Annotated in this window: 17 protein-coding genes and 1 pseudogene; 12 read left to right on the plus strand and 6 right to left on the minus strand. The window is 68.2% G+C overall.

The window, feature by feature from the left end; translation table 11 throughout:
• Nucleotides 1-51: 51 nt before the first annotated feature.
• Together QX204_RS10990 and QX204_RS10995 are read left to right on the plus strand one after the other, a co-directional pair.
• On the plus strand, nucleotides 52-618 hold the full coding sequence (locus QX204_RS10990; RefSeq protein ID WP_301906568.1) for a TetR/AcrR family transcriptional regulator: 567 nt from the start codon (nucleotides 52-54) through the stop codon (nucleotides 616-618).
• A gap of 52 nt (nucleotides 619-670) precedes the next feature.
• Nucleotides 671-1,114 (plus strand): annotated as a pseudogene (locus tag QX204_RS10995) (nitroreductase family deazaflavin-dependent oxidoreductase); the annotation flags it as partial.
• 21 nt (nucleotides 1,115-1,135) lie between these two features.
• Here QX204_RS10995 and QX204_RS11000 read toward each other — a convergent pair.
• Nucleotides 1,136-1,831, minus strand: coding sequence for an LmeA family phospholipid-binding protein (locus tag QX204_RS11000; protein ID WP_301906569.1), 696 nt, complete (start codon nucleotides 1,829-1,831; stop codon nucleotides 1,136-1,138).
• Nucleotides 1,832-1,858: 27 nt separating this feature from the next.
• Nucleotides 1,859-2,563: a hypothetical protein gene (locus QX204_RS11005; RefSeq protein ID WP_301906570.1), complete on the minus strand. Its 705-nt coding sequence runs from the start codon at nucleotides 2,561-2,563 to the stop codon at nucleotides 1,859-1,861.
• A 206-nt stretch (nucleotides 2,564-2,769) separates the two neighbouring features.
• On the opposite strand from QX204_RS11005, the gene QX204_RS11010 reads away from it, so the two are divergent.
• Nucleotides 2,770-3,900: a metallophosphoesterase gene (locus tag QX204_RS11010; protein ID WP_301906571.1), complete on the plus strand. Its 1,131-nt coding sequence runs from the start codon at nucleotides 2,770-2,772 to the stop codon at nucleotides 3,898-3,900.
• Here the strand turns inward: QX204_RS11010 and QX204_RS11015 are convergent.
• A complete protein-coding gene (locus tag QX204_RS11015; RefSeq protein WP_301906572.1) occupies nucleotides 3,869-4,963 on the minus strand; it encodes a PQQ-dependent sugar dehydrogenase in 1,095 nt (364 codons plus the stop codon). The two genes, QX204_RS11010 and QX204_RS11015, sit on opposite strands and share 32 nt — an antisense overlap.
• Nucleotides 4,964-4,995: 32 nt before the next feature.
• Nucleotides 4,996-5,427 (minus strand): PaaI family thioesterase, encoded by a 432-nt coding sequence (locus QX204_RS11020; protein ID WP_301906573.1) that lies wholly within the window; start codon nucleotides 5,425-5,427, stop codon nucleotides 4,996-4,998.
• A 55-nt stretch (nucleotides 5,428-5,482) separates the two neighbouring features.
• Here QX204_RS11020 and QX204_RS11025 point away from each other — a divergent pair, with 55 nt between their 5' ends.
• Both QX204_RS11025 and QX204_RS11030 read left to right on the plus strand, forming a co-directional pair.
• Nucleotides 5,483-6,100: a TetR/AcrR family transcriptional regulator gene (locus QX204_RS11025; RefSeq protein WP_301906574.1), complete on the plus strand. Its 618-nt coding sequence runs from the start codon at nucleotides 5,483-5,485 to the stop codon at nucleotides 6,098-6,100.
• Complete coding sequence (locus QX204_RS11030; RefSeq protein ID WP_301906575.1) at nucleotides 6,090-6,806, plus strand: HD domain-containing protein; 717 nt, start codon at nucleotides 6,090-6,092, stop codon at nucleotides 6,804-6,806. Before QX204_RS11025 ends, QX204_RS11030 begins: the two co-directional genes overlap by 11 nt.
• Before the next feature lie 35 nt (nucleotides 6,807-6,841).
• Here the strand turns inward: QX204_RS11030 and QX204_RS11035 are convergent, their stop codons facing one another.
• A complete protein-coding gene (locus tag QX204_RS11035) occupies nucleotides 6,842-7,435 on the minus strand; it encodes a TetR/AcrR family transcriptional regulator (protein WP_301906576.1) in 594 nt (197 codons plus the stop codon).
• 144 nt (nucleotides 7,436-7,579) lie between these two features.
• Between QX204_RS11035 and QX204_RS11040 the strand changes: the two genes are divergently transcribed.
• From QX204_RS11040 to QX204_RS11070, 7 genes are read left to right on the plus strand one after another with little or no spacing between them, the layout of a single operon-like run.
• Entirely contained in the window at nucleotides 7,580-8,797 is a 1,218-nt protein-coding gene (locus QX204_RS11040) for an acetyl-CoA C-acetyltransferase (RefSeq protein ID WP_301906577.1), read from the plus strand.
• Nucleotides 8,794-9,549: an SDR family oxidoreductase gene (locus QX204_RS11045; protein WP_301906578.1), complete on the plus strand. Its 756-nt coding sequence runs from the start codon at nucleotides 8,794-8,796 to the stop codon at nucleotides 9,547-9,549. Before QX204_RS11040 ends, QX204_RS11045 begins: the two co-directional genes overlap by 4 nt.
• A 51-nt stretch (nucleotides 9,550-9,600) precedes the next feature.
• Nucleotides 9,601-10,356, plus strand: a complete 756-nt coding sequence (gene fabG / locus QX204_RS11050) for a 3-oxoacyl-ACP reductase FabG (protein WP_301906580.1) — start codon at nucleotides 9,601-9,603, stop codon at nucleotides 10,354-10,356.
• Nucleotides 10,353-10,805 (plus strand): MaoC family dehydratase, encoded by a 453-nt coding sequence (locus QX204_RS11055; RefSeq protein ID WP_301906581.1) that lies wholly within the window; start codon nucleotides 10,353-10,355, stop codon nucleotides 10,803-10,805. Before fabG ends, QX204_RS11055 begins: the two co-directional genes overlap by 4 nt.
• Nucleotides 10,805-11,887, plus strand: coding sequence for a phosphotransferase family protein (locus QX204_RS11060; protein WP_301906582.1), 1,083 nt, complete (start codon nucleotides 10,805-10,807; stop codon nucleotides 11,885-11,887). The genes QX204_RS11055 and QX204_RS11060 overlap by 1 nt, the downstream gene beginning before the upstream one ends.
• On the plus strand, nucleotides 11,884-13,062 hold the full coding sequence (locus tag QX204_RS11065; RefSeq protein ID WP_301906583.1) for an acyl-CoA dehydrogenase family protein: 1,179 nt from the start codon (nucleotides 11,884-11,886) through the stop codon (nucleotides 13,060-13,062). The genes QX204_RS11060 and QX204_RS11065 overlap by 4 nt, the downstream gene beginning before the upstream one ends.
• On the plus strand, nucleotides 13,059-14,159 hold the full coding sequence (locus tag QX204_RS11070; RefSeq protein WP_301906584.1) for an acyl-CoA dehydrogenase family protein: 1,101 nt from the start codon (nucleotides 13,059-13,061) through the stop codon (nucleotides 14,157-14,159). The genes QX204_RS11065 and QX204_RS11070 overlap by 4 nt, the downstream gene beginning before the upstream one ends.
• A 19-nt stretch (nucleotides 14,160-14,178) precedes the next feature.
• On the opposite strand, the gene ald is transcribed toward QX204_RS11070, so the two are convergent.
• Entirely contained in the window at nucleotides 14,179-15,279 is a 1,101-nt protein-coding gene (gene ald / locus QX204_RS11075) for an alanine dehydrogenase (protein WP_301906585.1), read from the minus strand.
• Between the last annotated feature and the right edge of the window lie 45 nt (nucleotides 15,280-15,324).

Consider the following 15,324-nt stretch of genomic DNA (forward strand, 5'->3'; position numbering starts at 1 on the left):
GATGACGATACCGTATGATGAACTGATCGGTCTATGGCGAAAGAGGTGCCGATGAACCCGGTAGCGGGACCACGAGAACGCCTCATCCGCAGCGCGATTCTCATGATGCGCGAACACGGAGTCGCGGCGACCGGGCTGACCGACCTGCTCGCCCACAGCAAGACCGCCCGAGGTTCGATATATCTGCACTTCCCCGGCGGCAAGAGCGAGCTCATGGAGCAGGCGACTCTGCACGCCGGGCAGCAGATCACCGCGATGATCGAGGCGCTGATCGCCGCGTCGTCGTCACCGGCGGAGGTTGTCGTCGGACTCGTGGAAGTCTGGAAGCAGATACTCGAGACTTCGTCGTTCACCGCCGGATGTCCGATCGTGGCCGCCGCACAGAGCGGCAGCGACTCACCGACCGTGCAAGAAGCGTCGGCCACGGTGTTCGGCGACTGGACAAGTCGGCTGGCCGATTTCCTGAGGTCGACGGGGATGGACTCGGCCGCGGCCGCCTCGATCGGCAGCGTCATCATCAGCACGATCGAAGGCGCGATCATCCAGTGCCGAAGCACGAAATCCCTGCAACCGCTCGATGACGCCGGTACCAACCTCGTCAAACTTCTCGAACTCTGACGGTTCACCGCACCCCGCAACAGAGAGGCCGACAACGATGACCGAGCAGATCGACCAGCGCGCCCGGCGCAAGTTTCTCGTCGAGCGCGGCGTGGGTCGCTACGTCGCCAACCCGACCGTGCGCGCGCTGCGCCGCCTGGGAATAGATACCGCGCTCGCCACCGAATTGGAAACGATCGGACGCAAGAGCGGCACACTGCGTCAGGTCCCGATCGCGGCGGCCTTCGACGAGTCCGGCGCGTGGGTGATCTCCCAGCACGGCACCCGCTCGGGGTGGACCGCCAACATCACCGCCGACCCGCGGGTGCGCATTCGGCAAGGGGGCGCCTGGCGCGCCGGTACCGCGCAGTTGGTGCCCGACGACGATGTCGACGCTCGGGCGCGCACCTTCGCGTCGCATCCCGCTTTCGCCGGCTTGACCGCCGCCACCTTCCGGGCGCTGCAGAGCGCGCCGATCTCCGTCCGGATCACCTTCACCGATACCGATCGGCACTGACGAAGGGGCGCTACGAGATTCTCACGGCAGGCTGTCGAGCCGAACGTCATGCGCTACGGCGGTGACGTGAAGGCCGTCCGCGCCCGGTTGGATCGCGGTCAAGCGCGCGCCGAGTGGCAATTCCTGAAGCGGCACGACGAAGGTCAGGGACTGGCGAATCAGGGCAAGGGAGATCGTCGGACCGCCTGCCGCGGACTGGACCGAGACCGGGGTGACCTCGATGCCGGCCTCGGTCGGTGCGACGGTGACGAACACTGTTGCCGGGACCGAGATGCCCGCCACCGGGAACCTGCCGGTGACGCGTAGTCCGTCTGGGCTGTCGGAGATCGAATCCACTTGCGACGGCGCGAAACCCAGCACGACGTCGTAGGGGACCACGGCGGTCGCGGTCGCCGTGGCCGCGACGAGGTTCGAGCTGCGGTTGTTGAGCACGTCGGTCAGCGGTGCGGAGACATCGGCCAGTGCGACATCGAGGTGGTGGACGGAGATGTCGTACCCACTCCAGTCGCCGATCCGGATATCGATGTCGTGATAGGTGCCGTCCACTGCCTGGGTCAGGAACGGAAAGCCGCCGATTTCGACCTCGGGTCGGTGCGCGAGGCCGTACTCGGCGGCGATCTGGCGTCCGATCTCGTTCTGCGCCATGACGACTCCGACTCGATCACCGACGACCAGTGCGATCATCAGCACGACGATCAGTATCAGCAGTGCGCGCATGCATTCATCATCTCGGCCATTCCACCATCATGCTGCGGATCGTGGCCGGTGGGTAGTTTCGACCCGCGCGGTGGGGGTGCGGTCCTGCGCCATCTCGGCGGTGAGCCACATGGCCGCGACCGCCACCATTGCGCCCCAGGCGATTCGGCCGGGGTGGGGCAGGAAGTACTGCGGCAGCATCGTTGCCAGTAGTACCGCGAGCGGGACGGCGCTCCAGCGCTGCAGAGTGCCCGAACGCCACACCGCCACCGCGGCCAGTACCGCCGCGACCGCGATCAGGACGAGGCCGATCGCGAAGACGCTCATCGCGGTCGGGTCGTACCGGAAGGCATTGCCGACCTCGGTCAGCGTGGCGTCCTGGTCGGCGACCGCTCGCTGTCCTATTGCTTTGAGGCCGTACACCTCCGCGCCGTAGTACGAGATCGTCAGGGCGGATCCGATGTAGCCGATCGTCGCGGCCGCGGCGGCCGTGCTCTCGTGGGGCGTGCCTCGGAGCCGATCGCGCAGTGCGCCGTATCCGAGCGGGATGAGGACGAGCCCGGCGATCGCGGCGATATGTGCCAGGGACCAGACCAGGCTTGTCCACGACTCGGCGCTGTCGAGCGTGGTCTGGTCGGCAACGCGCGGGGCGGCGGCCTCATAGATCACGAACAGGATGCCCGCGAGTGCGAAGGCAAAGGCGCCCCGGCGGGCGCGGTTGTCGGGACGCGATGCGAGCGAGGGAACGGACATGACACTCCTTTGCGGTGCGCCGCCCTGTTTCGAGAGCGGTGCTCTTTATCGAGTTCGATGGTCACACAATCGGCTCGTTAAAGAAAGAGCAGTGCTCTTGCTTTAAGGGGCATGGGGGCATGGGTAGCGTTCGGGTCGACAGTGACCTGAGATGATCTGATGTGGTGCGGCCCGACCGGGGGCGGCCTTGTTCAGGACGGGATCTCGTGACCTCGGTGGTGCTGGTGATAGTGGTCCTGCTGGTTCCGGCGGCGATGTTCGCGGTCCCGTGGTGGACCCTCGTTGCCGCGCCGACGGGGCGTAGCGGGACTCTGTTCCGGGTCGGCACCGCGGCCTGTGTGGTCGGGTATCTGTGTCTGCTCGTCGCGCTGTTCCTCGGACACGGGCCGCCGCAGTTCGATCCCGCGGCGATTGTCGGTGACGTCTTGCTCGGGGTGTTGTGGGTGGTGTTCGTCTGGTCGGTGATCGGTTCGATCGTGCGGGGCGCGCTGCGCGTCGCCGGGGTCGATCGGCTGCGCGCAGGTCGGGGTGTGGCGCTCGCCGTCGTGGTGGTCTCGGTGGTGCTCACCGGGTACGGGGTGTACGAGGCGCGGCGGGTGCCGCAGGTGCGTACCGTCGACGTCGCGATCCCGGGCCTGGCCGAGGGGCTCGACGGGCTGCGCGTCGTGGTGCTCACCGACACCCACTTCGCCGCGATCGACCGGGAGCAGTGGTCGCGAGACGTGGTCGACGTCGTCAACGCGCAGCGGCCCGACATCGTGGGTCTCGCCGGGGATCTCGTCGACGGTTCGGTGGCGAAGCGGGCCGATCAGGTCGCCCCGCTCGCGCGCGTCGAGGCACCGCTCGGCCGGTTCTACATCACCGGCAATCACGAGTACCTCGACGATGCCCAGAGCTGGATCGACTACATGGCCTCGATCGGCTGGCAGCCGCTGCACAACGCGCACCGCACCGTCGAGCGCGACGGTGACCGGTTGGTCGTCGCCGGAATCGACGACCCCACCGCCGATGTGCCCGGCCACGGTCCCGACCTGTCCGCCGCGCTCGCGGGCACCGACCCCGAGTTGCCGGTCGTCCTGCTGGCCCACCAGCCCAAACAGGTCGCCGACAGCTCCGCGGCCGGGGTGGAACTACAGATCTCCGGGCACACACACGGCGGTCAGATCTGGCCGTTCCACTACCTGGTCCGGCTCGACCAGCCGGTGGTCGCGGGCCTGAGCAGGCACGCGAACGACACCCAGCTCTACACCAGTCGCGGCACCGGCTATTGGGGTCCGCCGATGCGGGTGTTCGCGCCCAGTGAGATCACCGTGTTGGTGTTGCATCCGGAGCGGTGAACGCAATCGGCTCGAGGCGGATGATGCGGTCGTCACCGGCGGCGGGTTCGCCGCGACCATCGGTGTTGTTGGTCAGCACCCACAGCGATCCGTCCGGGGCGACGGTGATGTCGCGCAGGCGCCCGTAGTCGCCGACCAGATACTCGGTCGACCGGGTGAGGTCGTCGAGCGGGATTCGACGCAGTCGCTCGCCGCGCAGATTCGCGATGTAGAGCGACCCGCCGACATTCGTCATCCCGCTCGGGCTGGCCTCGGATGGTTTCCACTGTTGCAGAGGGTCGATGAAACCGGTTCGGCCTGCGATGCCTTCGACCTCGGGCCAGCCGTAATTGCCGCCGGGTTCGATGAGATTGAGTTCGTCCCAGGTGTTCTGGCCGAATTCACTGGCGAACATCCTGCCGTCCGCCGCCCAGGTGATGCCCTGCGGGTTCCGGTGGCCGTAGCTGTAGACGAGTGAGCCCGCGACGGGGTTGTCGGCAGGGGCCTGCCCCTCCGGTGTCATGCGCAGGATCTTTCCGGCGAGGGCCGCGCGATCCTGGGCGGCGGGCCGGTTGCCCGCGTCGCCGACGGTGGCATACAGCATCCCGTCGGGACCGAAGGCGATCCGGCCGCCGTTGTGGTTGGCCGCGGCGGGCAGCCCGGTGAGGATGGTGGTGCCGCCGCCGAGCGCGAGGTTGCCCGGCCCTCCGGTGAGGTCGAATCGTTCGATGCGGTTGTCGTCGTCGGCGGTGTAGTAGGCGAACAACTGCGCCCCACGCACGGCGATGCCGAGGAGGCCGCCTTCGCCCGAGGCCTCGACATCGTCGACGGTGCCCACCTCGTGTTGTGTTCCGTCGGTACCGATTTCGACGATGCGACCGCTGTCCCGCTCGCTCACCAACGCGGTGGGGCCGAGGAAGGCGATCGACCACGGCGCGTCGAGTTGATCGGTGACGGGGGAATCCTGCGCGGCGGAGTGGGACGGGGTGCTCGACCGTTCGGCTTCCTCGCCCGGAGAACACGCGCACAGCAGTACCGAAGCGAGGGCGGGCGCGACGAGGAACGCTGTCTTGCGGAACTCCATGCTGTCGAGGTTAGGCCCGCCGGCCGGTGGTTTCAGCCCACTTTGTACGTGCCCGCCCCCGCGGCGATGAGACGACCGCCGTCGGTGGCGACGATGTCGACCCGGCAGGTGCTGAGGTGGCGCCCGGCGCGCAGGCGGGTGCCGATGATGTCGACGCTTTCGGCGTTGGCCGGCTGGATGAAATCGATGGACATCGAGACGGTCACCCCGCGCAATTGCTCGGGGCGCCGGGCGCCGGCCCAGGCTGCGGCCATGATGCCGATGTCGATGCAGCCTGCGAGGGCGCCGCCGTGGACCATGTCGCCGACCGTGACGAGTTCTTCGCGGAAGGGCATCCGGAGGCGAGCCGAGCCCTCCTCGATGTCGACGAGTTCGATGCCCATGTGCCGGACGAAGGGGGATTGGGGCAGGAACAGGGCCATGGCTTCGCTGCCGGTGCGGGGAAGCTGCGGGGAGAGAGTCATCGAGAGTCCTATCGGAAGTTGACTACGATATCGGAACCAGATTACGGTATTTGCTATGACGTTGGAACCCCCTGTCGACCGACGCAAACGCCGGACCCACACCGCGGTGCTCGACGCCGCGCAGGTCCTGTTCCTTCGAGAGGGCTACCGCGGCACCACCATCGACATGCTCGCCGCCGAGGCCGACGTGGCGGTGAGCTCGATCTACGCCAACTTTCGCGAGGGCAAGGCCGACGTGTACGCCGCGCTGGCCTGGCGGATCGCGACCCTGCACGCGGCGGCGATGTCCGCGCCGATCGGCGCTGCATCGACCCCGCGCGGCGAGGTCGCCGCCGTATGCGACCGCTACGTCGCCTTCCATCGGGAGAACCCGCTCGCGCTGCGAATCCTCGCGCTGACCGACATCGACGTCGGCGAATCCGAACTGGCGACCGAGGCGAAGGTGCGCATCGACGCCGTGCTCGGCGGCTTGGTCGAATCCTCCGCCACCGCAGTGCGACTGGCGAACTGTGACGTCGAACCCCATGCGCTGGTGATGGTTTCGTGGGCCACCGTGAACGGGGCGTACTCGCTGTTCCAGCGCGGGATCGTCGGCGAATCGACCCTGGCGGCCATGCTCGCCATCGCCCGCGCCGATCTGCTTTCCCATGTAGGAGATGACCATGAGGCGTGACGGCGAATTGAGTGCGATGCGGCAGATCCGCACTGCCGGTTCGGCATTGGGAATACAGGCCACGTCGTTGCCCCGTCTGATCCGAGGGCTGCGGCGCGAGGCGGCCGGCCCGGGGTGGGCGGCGCCGGTGCCACCGGATTCGAGACTGTGTCGATCCGCCCTGGACGAGGCCACCCAGGTACTCACGCCCGCACTGCTCGCCCACAGTTTGCGATGCTGGGAATTCAGCATGGCCTTGGCGCAGGTGGACAACCTACGGCCCGATCCCGAGGCGCTCTATGTCGCCTGTGTGCTGCACGACGTTGCGGTGGGGGAGCCGGCCGACCCCGCGGTGGGGTGTTTCGCGCTGCTCGGCGCACGGCGCGCTCGCACGTTCGTCCTCGACCGTGGCGCCACACCCGAGTTGGGGGAGTGCGTCCACACTGCCATCGCACGCCACATGGACCCGGCGACACCGCGTGATCGTGGGGCGGAAGCGGCGTTGCTGCACGACGCCGCCCATCTGGACGTCACGGGTTTACGTGCCCACCAACTGGATTCGCGTCAACTCGCCGCCATCGACGCCCGCCACAGTAGGGCGGGATTCGCCGCCGAGTTCACCGCGACCATGCGCAGCGAGGCGCGCATCCGGCCGCGCTCGACAGCGGCAACGCTCTGGCGCTCGGGAATGCGGGTCGCCATCGCGCTGAACCCGCTGGATCGCTGATTCGCTGATTCGCGACAGCTCACCGGGGTGTCGGGTCAGCGCGCCCCGACGATACGCAGCGCCATGTCGGCGTAGGCGTCGGCGATGTCCTCGGGGCTCCATTCGCCCTCGTCGCGGTACCAGCGGGCGATATCGATGCCCAGCGAGAGCAGCGCGACCGCCGCCATCCGCGGGCTCGCGGTGTCGAAGACGCCCGCCGCGACGCCACGCTCGACGAGTCCGCGAATCTCCCGGTCGATCCGGTGGCGGATGTCGAGGATCTCGGCGTAGTGCTCGGGGGTGAGCGCCGACATTTCGTAGTTCACGATCCTGGCGCCGGTGTGTCCTCTGGCATGGTGAACAGCGAAGGCGTGCACCACATTTCGCAGCGCGATGGCCGGCTCGTCGGACGACTCGACCTCCTGTAGTACGAGGTCGAGTGTTTCCTCGTGCCCGGCGCGCGAAATCAGATAGAGCAGCTCTTCCTTCGATTTGTGATGCACGTACACCGCGGCGGGACTTAGGCCCGCGGCCGCGGCGATATCGCGCGTGGTGGTGCCGTTGAAGCCCTTCTCGGCGAACGCGGCGATGGCCGCGCCGAGTAGACGCGCGCGGGTCGCGTCGGAGCGGGCTTCTGTCATGTCGGTCATCGCCGGGTCATTATCTCGCCCCGGAATCGCGTGCGTCGGACCAGGTGGTGTGACGTGGATTACAAGGATCCGCGTATTGACGGCCGCAGGGGGACTGTTGCACCATGCTGACTAAGCAAGCGCTTACTTAATTGAGGAGATTCGATGCCGGAAGCCGTGATCGTCGCCGCCGCCCGTTCCCCGATCGGCCGGGCGGGCAAGGGGTCGCTCAAAGACATGCGCCCCGATGACCTGACCGTTCAGATGGTCCAGGCGGCCTTGGCACGGGTACCGGCGCTGGATCCCGCCGAGATCGAGGACCTCGTACTCGGCTGCGGACAGCCCGCGGGGGAGTCGGGCTTCAACATGGCCCGGGTGGTCTCGGTACTGGCCGGACTCGACGGCGTCCCGGGGACGACGGTCAACCGCTACTGTTCGTCGAGCCTGCAGACCACCCGGATGGCGCTGCACGCGATCAAGGCCGGCGAGGGCGATGTCTTCATCTCGGCCGGTGTCGAGACCGTGAGCCGCTACTTCAAGGGCAACGCCGACGGTCTGCCCGACACGCAGAATCCGTACTTCGCCGACGCGGTGGCTCGCACCGAGACCCGCGCCGCGGGCGGCTCTACCTGGAGTGATCCGCGCGTCGACGGCCTGGCGCCCGACGTGTACATCGCGATGGGGCAGACCGCGGAGAACGTCGCCCAGTTCACCGGCATCACCCGCGCGGAACAGGACGCCTTCGGTGTGCGGTCGCAGAACCTGGCGGAGAAGGCGATCGCCAACGGCTTCTGGGCCACTGACATCACCCCGGTGACCTTGCCCGACGGCACGGTTGTCAGCACCGACGACGGTCCGCGCGCGGGGGTCACCCTGGAAGCGGTCTCGGCGCTGAAGCCGGTGTTCCGTCCCGACGGCACCGTCACCGCAGGCAACTGCTGCGCCCTCAACGACGGCGCGGCCGCCCTGGTGATCATGTCCGACACGCGAGCGAAGGAACTCGGGCTCACCCCGTTGGCCCGGGTCGTCAGCACCGGAGTCTCGGCGCTGTCGCCCGAGGTCATGGGCTTGGGCCCGATCGAAGCGTCGAAGAAGGCGCTGCTGCGCGCCGGTCTCACCGTCGACGACATCGACCTGGTGGAGATCAACGAGGCCTTCGCGGTGCAGGTGATCGGCTCGGCCCGCGAGCTCGGCATCCCCGAGGACAAGCTCAATATCAATGGCGGCGCGATCGCGGTGGGACACCCGTTCGGCATGACCGGCGCGCGGATCACCAGCACCCTGATCAACTCACTGCGCTACCACGACAAGCAGTTCGGCCTCGAGACCATGTGCGTCGGCGGCGGCCAGGGCATGGCGATGGTGCTGGAGCGTCTGTCGTGACCGGCCGATTCGCGGGCAAGACCGCGATCGTGACCGGGGCGAGCCGGGGAATCGGCTTCGGCATCGCCGAGCGGCTGGTGGCCGACGGGGCGAAAGTCGTGATCACCGCACGCACCCAGGACGCGCTCGACGACGCGGTCGAGCAGTTGGGCGGCGCCGAGCACGCGCTCGGGGTAGCCGGCCGCGCCGACGACATCGAGCACCAGGCGGAGGCGGTCGGTCGGGCGATCGCCACGTTCGGCAGCGTCGATCTGCTGGTGAACAACACCGGAATCAATCCGGTGTACGGGCCGATGATCGAGATGGATCTGCAGGCCGCCCGCAAGATCATCGAGGTCAACTGTCTCGCGGCGTTGTCGTGGGCGCAGCAGGCGCACAAGGCGTGGATGGGCGAGCACGGCGGCGCGGTCGTCAACGTCTCCTCGGTCGCCGGCGTGCGGCCCGCGCCGGGTATCGGCTTCTACGGTGCCAGCAAGGCGATGCTGACCTACATCACCCAGGAATTGGCTGTCGAGCTCGGCCCGAACATCCGGGTCAACGCGGTGGCGCCCGCCGTGGTGAAGACGAAGTTCGCCACCGCGCTCTACGAGGGTCGCGAGCAGGAACTCGCCGAGACCTACCCGCTGAAGCGGCTGGGAGTGCCCGAGGACATCGCGGGCGCGGTCGCGTTCCTGCTCTCCGCCGACGCCGCCTGGATCACCGGCCAGCTGCTGGTCGTCGACGGCGGCGTGACCTTGACCGGCGGCGTCTGAGATATCCGCTCGCCCGACCGAACACACATCGAACCCACAGGAGTGACTCCCATGAGTACCACCAACACCGCGATCGTCACCGGTGCCGCCCGAGGAATCGGCGCGGCCGTGGCCCGCCGTCTGGCCGCGGACGGATTCGCTGTCGCCGTCATCGATCTCGACGAGGCAGCGGGCAAACCCGTGGTCGACCAGATCGAGGCCGCCGGTGGCCGGGCGATCGCGATCGGCGCCGACGTCGCCGACGAGGCCGCCGTCGACGCCGCTGTCGAGCGGGTCACCGCCGATCTCGGCGCGCCCACCGTCCTGGTCAACAACGCAGGCGTCTTGCGCGACAACCTGATCTTCAAGATGACCGCCGACGACTGGGACACCGTCATGAACGTGCACCTGCGCGGGTCGTTCCTGATGACCCGGGCGGTCCAGAAGCACATGACCAAGGCCGGTTTCGGACGCATCGTCAACCTGTCGAGCACCTCGGCGCTCGGCAACCGAGGCCAGGCCAACTACGCCGCGGCCAAGGCCGGGCTGCAGGGATTCACCAAGACCCTCGCCTTCGAGCTCGGCAAGTTCGGCGTCACCGCGAACGCGATCGCGCCCGGTTTCATCGAGACCGAGATGACCGCGGCAACGGCGGCGCGCGTCGGTGTCGCGTTCGAGGACTTCAAGGCCGGGGCCGCGGCCGAGATCCCCGTGGCGCGCACCGGCGTGCCCGACGATATCGCGCACGCGGTGTCGTTCTTCGTCAGCGAGGGCGCCGGTTTCGTCTCCGGACAGGTGCTCTACGTCGCGGGCGGGCCGAAGGCATGAGGACCTTCCACGGCATCGACGAACTGACCGAGGCTGTCGGCACCCATCTCGGCTACTCCGAGTGGCACACCGTGGCCCAGGCCCAGATCGACACCTTCGCGGACGCGACCGGCGATCACCAATGGATCCACGTCGATCCGGCGAAGGCGGCCGACGGCCCGTTCGGAACCACCATCGCCCACGGCTATCTCACGCTGTCGTTGGTCCCGGATCTGGTCGGGCAGGTCTATCGGATCGAGGGCGTCCGCATGGGTGTCAACTACGGCGCCAACAAGCTTCGGTTCCCGGCGCCGGTGCCGGTCGACTCGAAGGTTCGCGCCGGGGTCGAGTTGCTCTCGGTGAAGCCCGGTGGTGGCGGACACCTGGTCACCGCACAGGTCACCGTCGAGCGTGCGGGCGGCGACAAGCCGGTGTGCGTGGTCGAGACCGTGTCGCTCGTGGTGGTGTGATGGGGCTCCGGACCGAACTTCCCGGGCTCGATCTCGATCGCTTCTCCGCATGGTTGCGGACCGAGATCCCCGGTGCCGACTCGCCGATCAGCGGTCGGCTGATCGCGGGTGGGAGGTCGAACCTGACCTACGAGGTCACCGATGGCACCCGGCGGTGGATCGTTCGTCGTCCGCCGCTGGGCCATGTGCTGGCGACCGCGCACGACATGGCGCGCGAATACCGGGTGATGGCGGCGCTGCACCCGACCGCGGTCCCGGTGCCCGAGATGTACGCGCTGTGCGGTGACGCCGACGTTCTCGGCGCGCCGTTCTATGTGATGGAGCGCGTCGAGGGCACGCCGTATCGCAACGCCGCGGAGCTGGCGGTGCTGGGACCCGAACGGACCAGGGCGATTTCGACCGGTCTGATCGACACCCTGGCCGCGTTGCACGCTGTCGATCCGGTAGCGGTCGGGCTGGCGGACTTCGGTCGCCCGACGGGATTTCTCGCGCGCCAGGTGAACCGGTGGCGCAAACAGCTCGACGCTTCGCACACCCGCGACCTGCCCGCGGCCGTCGAGCTCCACGCGCGCCTTGCCGCCGACGTGCCCGCCGAGTCAGCGGTCGGGATCGTGCACGGCGACTTCCGCCTCGACAATGTGTTGACCGACGCCGACGACCGTGTCGCTGCCGTCATCGATTGGGAAATGGCCACGCTCGGTGACCCACTCACCGATCTGGCGTTGATGGTCGTCTACGGCCGCCTCGCCGCCGCGACCTCGGGCAACACGAATGTGGCCGACGCCTCCGTCGCGCCCGGGTTCCTGTCCGAAGTCGAGATCATCGCGCGCTACACCGCGCGCAGCGACCGCGACATGTCGCGCTTCGGCTTCTACCTGGGTCTGGCGGCCTACAAGCTCGCCGCGATCCTCGAAGGGGTGCACTACCGCTACCTGCACGGCCAGACCGTGGGCGAAGGATTCGAGACCATCGGCGCCTCGGTCGAACCGCTGCTCGAAACCGGCCTCGCCGCACTACGTTTCGAGGCCGACGAGAACGCTCCAGCCGGCCGCGAGCCGCACAGTCAACGGGAGGCACGATGACAGTCGACGAACTGGCCCGGGCGATCGAGGAGTTCCTCGCCGCCCATGATCCGGCCACGACCGAGCGCCTGGAGTTCCTGCGCGCCCGCTACGACGCGGGACTGGCCTGGGTGTACTTCCCGCACGGCCACGGCGGGCTGGGTCTGGCGCCTGCCCGGCAACTCGAGGTGGACCGTGCCTTCGCGCAGGCGGGCGCACCCGACAACAACCCCGAGGGCAATGGCATCGGGCTCGGCATGGCAGCGCCGACGATCCTGGCCTACGGGACCGACGAGCAGAAGCGGCGCTTCCTGCGGCCGCTGTGGACCGGCGAGGAAATCTGGTGCCAGCTCTTCAGCGAGCCTGGCGCGGGCTCCGACCTGGCCAACGTCAGCACCCGCGCGGTCCGCGACGGCGAGGACTGGGTCGTGGACGGACAGAAAGTGTGGACCTCGGGGGCGCACCTCGCGCAGTTCGCGATCCTGTTGGCCCGCACCGACACCGGGCTGCCCAAACACCGCGGCATGACGTATTTCCTGTGCGATATGACCGATCCCGGCGTGGAGGTCCGGCCGCTGCGTCAGATCACCGGCGAGGCCGAGTTCAACGAAGTCTTCCTCACCGGTGTCCGGATTCCCGATGCCCAGCGTCTCGGTGGCGAGGGTGACGGATGGCGGGTGGCCAACGCGACGCTCAATACCGAGCGGGTCGCGATCGGCGGCAGGGCCAGTGACCGCGAGGCCGGGATCGTCGGCGTGGTCACCGACACCTGGCGCGCGCATCCGGACCGGCGCAGATCGGAATTGCACGATCGGCTGTTGCGGCTGTGGGTCGATGCCGAGGTCGGCCGGATCACCGGTATGCGACTGCGGCAGAAGCTGGCTCAGGGCAGGCCGGGTCCGGAAGGGGCGGCGATGAAGCTGACCTTCGCCCGGGTCGCCCAGCAGCTGTCCGGCCTGGAGCTGGAGATCCTCGGCGAGGAGGGCCTGCGCTACTCGGACTGGACCATGGTCCGGCCCGACCGGGTCGATTTCAACGCCCGCGACGCGGGCTACCGCTACCTGCGGGCCAAGGGCAACTCGATCGAAGGCGGCACGTCCGAGATTCTGCGCAACATCGTGTCCGAGCGGATTCTCGGCCTGCCACCCGAGTCACGAACCGACAAGGACCGACCATGGAACGAGGTTGCTCGATGACCGAGCTGGACCTGCTCTACACCGAGGTCGAGGACGACCTGCGCAATGTCGTGCGCGCTGTGCTCGCCGCGCAGTGTGCTCCGGGCGCGGTGACCGCGCTCTACGACGGTGACCGATCGTTGGTCGCAAGCCTGTGGAAGAGCATCGCCGTCGACCTCGGTCTGGCCGGGCTGCTGGTCCCCGAGGATCGCGGCGGTGCGGGAGCCTCGGCCCGGGAAGCCGCGGTGGTGCTCGAGGAACTCGGCCGCTTCGTCGCGCCGGTGCCGTTCCTGACCAGCGCGGTAGTGGCGACCACCCTGCTGCTCGACACCGACGGTCCGCTGCTCGGTCAGCTGGCGGCGGGGGAGTTGACCGCCGCGCTCGTGACACCGTTGTCCACGTCGGCGTACGGGGTGTTTCCCACGGCGTCGTTGGGGCCCGACGGCCTGACCGGCACCATCACCAGCGTGGCCGGTGCGCTCGAGGCCGACATCCTGTTGGTTCCGGTCAGCGGGCCCGATGGCATTGCGGTGTACGCCGTTTCGGCCGACCGTGCCGACATCAGCCCGGTGATCTCGCTCGACATGACTCGGCAGCTGGCCGACATCACCTTCGACGCCGTCACAGGCGAGCAGGTCGTCGCCGATGGAGAGGTCGCGGTGCGTCGCGCGCTCGAGGCGGGCACCGCCCTGCTGGCTTCGGAGCAATACGGCATCGCCCGGTGGTGCCTCGACGAGACCGTGGCCTACTTGAAGGAGCGACGCCAGTTCGGTCGGGTGGTCGGCGGCTTCCAGGCGATCAAGCACCGGCTGGCCGATCTCTACACCGCGGTCGAGTCCGCCAACGCGGCCGCTCGATACGCCGCGGCCACTCTCGCCGCGCACGACGCCGACACCGTCGTGGCGGCCGGTGTGGCCCAGGCCTTCTGCGGCGATCTCGCGGTCTTCGCGGGCGAGGAAGCCGTGCAGCTACACGGTGGTATGGGTATGACCTGGGAACATCCCGCGCACCTGTACCTCAAGCGGGCCAAAGCCGACCAGATCGCCTTCGGTACGGGTGGTATTCATCGGTCCCACCTGGCCGAGCTGGTCGACATACCCGGCCCACGACAGGACTGATCCGCTGCCGCCTGTGCCCTCACCGGACCGGTGTCACGAGGTCATGGGCGGCAGCGACCGCTGCGTTGGTGACGTTGCCCGCGTGGGTGCTCAGGCCGAGTGCCAGGCTCGTGTCCTGCGCGCAGGCGCGTTCCCAGCCCTTGTCAGCCAAGGCCACCACATAGGGCAGCGTCGCGTTGGTCAACGCGTAGGTCGAGGTATGCGGCACCGAGCCCGGCATGTTCGCCACGCAATAGAACGTCGAGGCGTGGACCGGATAGGTCGGGTCGGCGTGCGTGGTCGGGTGGGTGTCTTCGAAACAGCCGCCCTGGTCGACCGCGATATCGACCAGCACCGATCCCGGTTTCATCTGCGCGACCAGATCGTTGCTCACCAGCTTCGGTGCCGCCGCGCCGGGGATCAGGACCGCGCCGATCACCATGTCCGCCGCGCGGACCTGTTCGGCGATCGCCAGCTTCGACGAGGCCAAGCCGCGCACGCGATTGTTGTAGCGCCAGAACGACATGCGCAGTTTGTCGAGGTCGGTGTCGAGCAGGGTCACGTGCGCACCCATGCCCAAGGCGATATTGGCCGCGTTCTGGCCCGCGACCCCGGCCCCGATGATGACCACCTCGGCCTGGTCGACGCCGCCGACGCCGCCGAGCAACACCCCGCGACCGCCATAGGGCTTCATCAGCGCGTGCGCGCCCACCTGCGGCGCCAGGCAGCCCGCGACCTCCGACATCGGATACAGCAACGGCAGCACGCCGGACGGCAATTGCACGGTCTCGTAGGCGATGGCCGTAACCTCTTGCGCCAGTAGCTGTTCGGTCAGCGGCCGGTCCGCCGCCAGATGCAGATAGGTGAACAGGACCAGCCCTTCGCGCAAGCGGTGATACTCCTGCGCGACAGGTTCTTTGACCTTCAGCACCAGGTCCGCCTCGGCCCAGACGTCGTCGGCTTCGGCGAGGATCCGCGCTCCTGCTGCGAGGTATTCCGCATCGGGAATCGACGATCCCAGCCCGGCACCCGCTTCGATGACCACGTGATGACCGTTCGACACGAGTTCGTGCACACCGATCGGCGTGATCGCGACGCGGAATTCGTTGTTCTTGAGTTCTCGGGGGACACCGATACGCATGGGAGCTGCTCCTTCAGGATGATCGGGTTCTGCTACGAGCATCGA

Origin of the sequence: Nocardia sp. PE-7 (assembly GCF_030486425.1) — a bacterium.
Classification (GTDB): Bacteria; Actinomycetota; Actinomycetes; order Mycobacteriales; family Mycobacteriaceae; genus Nocardia; species Nocardia salmonicida_A.

What these genes read in the sequence shown, in the direction of transcription:
- QX204_RS10990 (WP_301906568.1), top strand. Translation starts at nt 52, where the DNA reads ATGAACCCGGTAGCGGGACCACGAGAACGCCTCATCCGCAGCGCGATT.
- QX204_RS11000 (WP_301906569.1), bottom strand. Translation starts at nt 1,831, where the DNA reads ATGCGCGCACTGCTGATACTGATCGTCGTGCTGATGATCGCACTGGTC.
- QX204_RS11005 (WP_301906570.1), bottom strand. Translation starts at nt 2,563, where the DNA reads ATGTCCGTTCCCTCGCTCGCATCGCGTCCCGACAACCGCGCCCGCCGG.
- QX204_RS11015 (WP_301906572.1), bottom strand. Translation starts at nt 4,963, where the DNA reads ATGGAGTTCCGCAAGACAGCGTTCCTCGTCGCGCCCGCCCTCGCTTCG.
- QX204_RS11020 (WP_301906573.1), bottom strand. Translation starts at nt 5,427, where the DNA reads ATGACTCTCTCCCCGCAGCTTCCCCGCACCGGCAGCGAAGCCATGGCC.
- QX204_RS11025 (WP_301906574.1), top strand. Translation starts at nt 5,483, where the DNA reads ATGACGTTGGAACCCCCTGTCGACCGACGCAAACGCCGGACCCACACC.
- QX204_RS11030 (WP_301906575.1), top strand. Translation starts at nt 6,090, where the DNA reads ATGAGGCGTGACGGCGAATTGAGTGCGATGCGGCAGATCCGCACTGCC.
- QX204_RS11035 (WP_301906576.1), bottom strand. Translation starts at nt 7,435, where the DNA reads ATGACCGACATGACAGAAGCCCGCTCCGACGCGACCCGCGCGCGTCTA.
- QX204_RS11040 (WP_301906577.1), top strand. Translation starts at nt 7,580, where the DNA reads ATGCCGGAAGCCGTGATCGTCGCCGCCGCCCGTTCCCCGATCGGCCGG.
- fabG (WP_301906580.1), top strand. Translation starts at nt 9,601, where the DNA reads ATGAGTACCACCAACACCGCGATCGTCACCGGTGCCGCCCGAGGAATC.
- QX204_RS11055 (WP_301906581.1), top strand. Translation starts at nt 10,353, where the DNA reads ATGAGGACCTTCCACGGCATCGACGAACTGACCGAGGCTGTCGGCACC.
- QX204_RS11060 (WP_301906582.1), top strand. Translation starts at nt 10,805, where the DNA reads ATGGGGCTCCGGACCGAACTTCCCGGGCTCGATCTCGATCGCTTCTCC.
- QX204_RS11065 (WP_301906583.1), top strand. Translation starts at nt 11,884, where the DNA reads ATGACAGTCGACGAACTGGCCCGGGCGATCGAGGAGTTCCTCGCCGCC.
- QX204_RS11070 (WP_301906584.1), top strand. Translation starts at nt 13,059, where the DNA reads ATGACCGAGCTGGACCTGCTCTACACCGAGGTCGAGGACGACCTGCGC.
- ald (WP_301906585.1), bottom strand. Translation starts at nt 15,279, where the DNA reads ATGCGTATCGGTGTCCCCCGAGAACTCAAGAACAACGAATTCCGCGTC.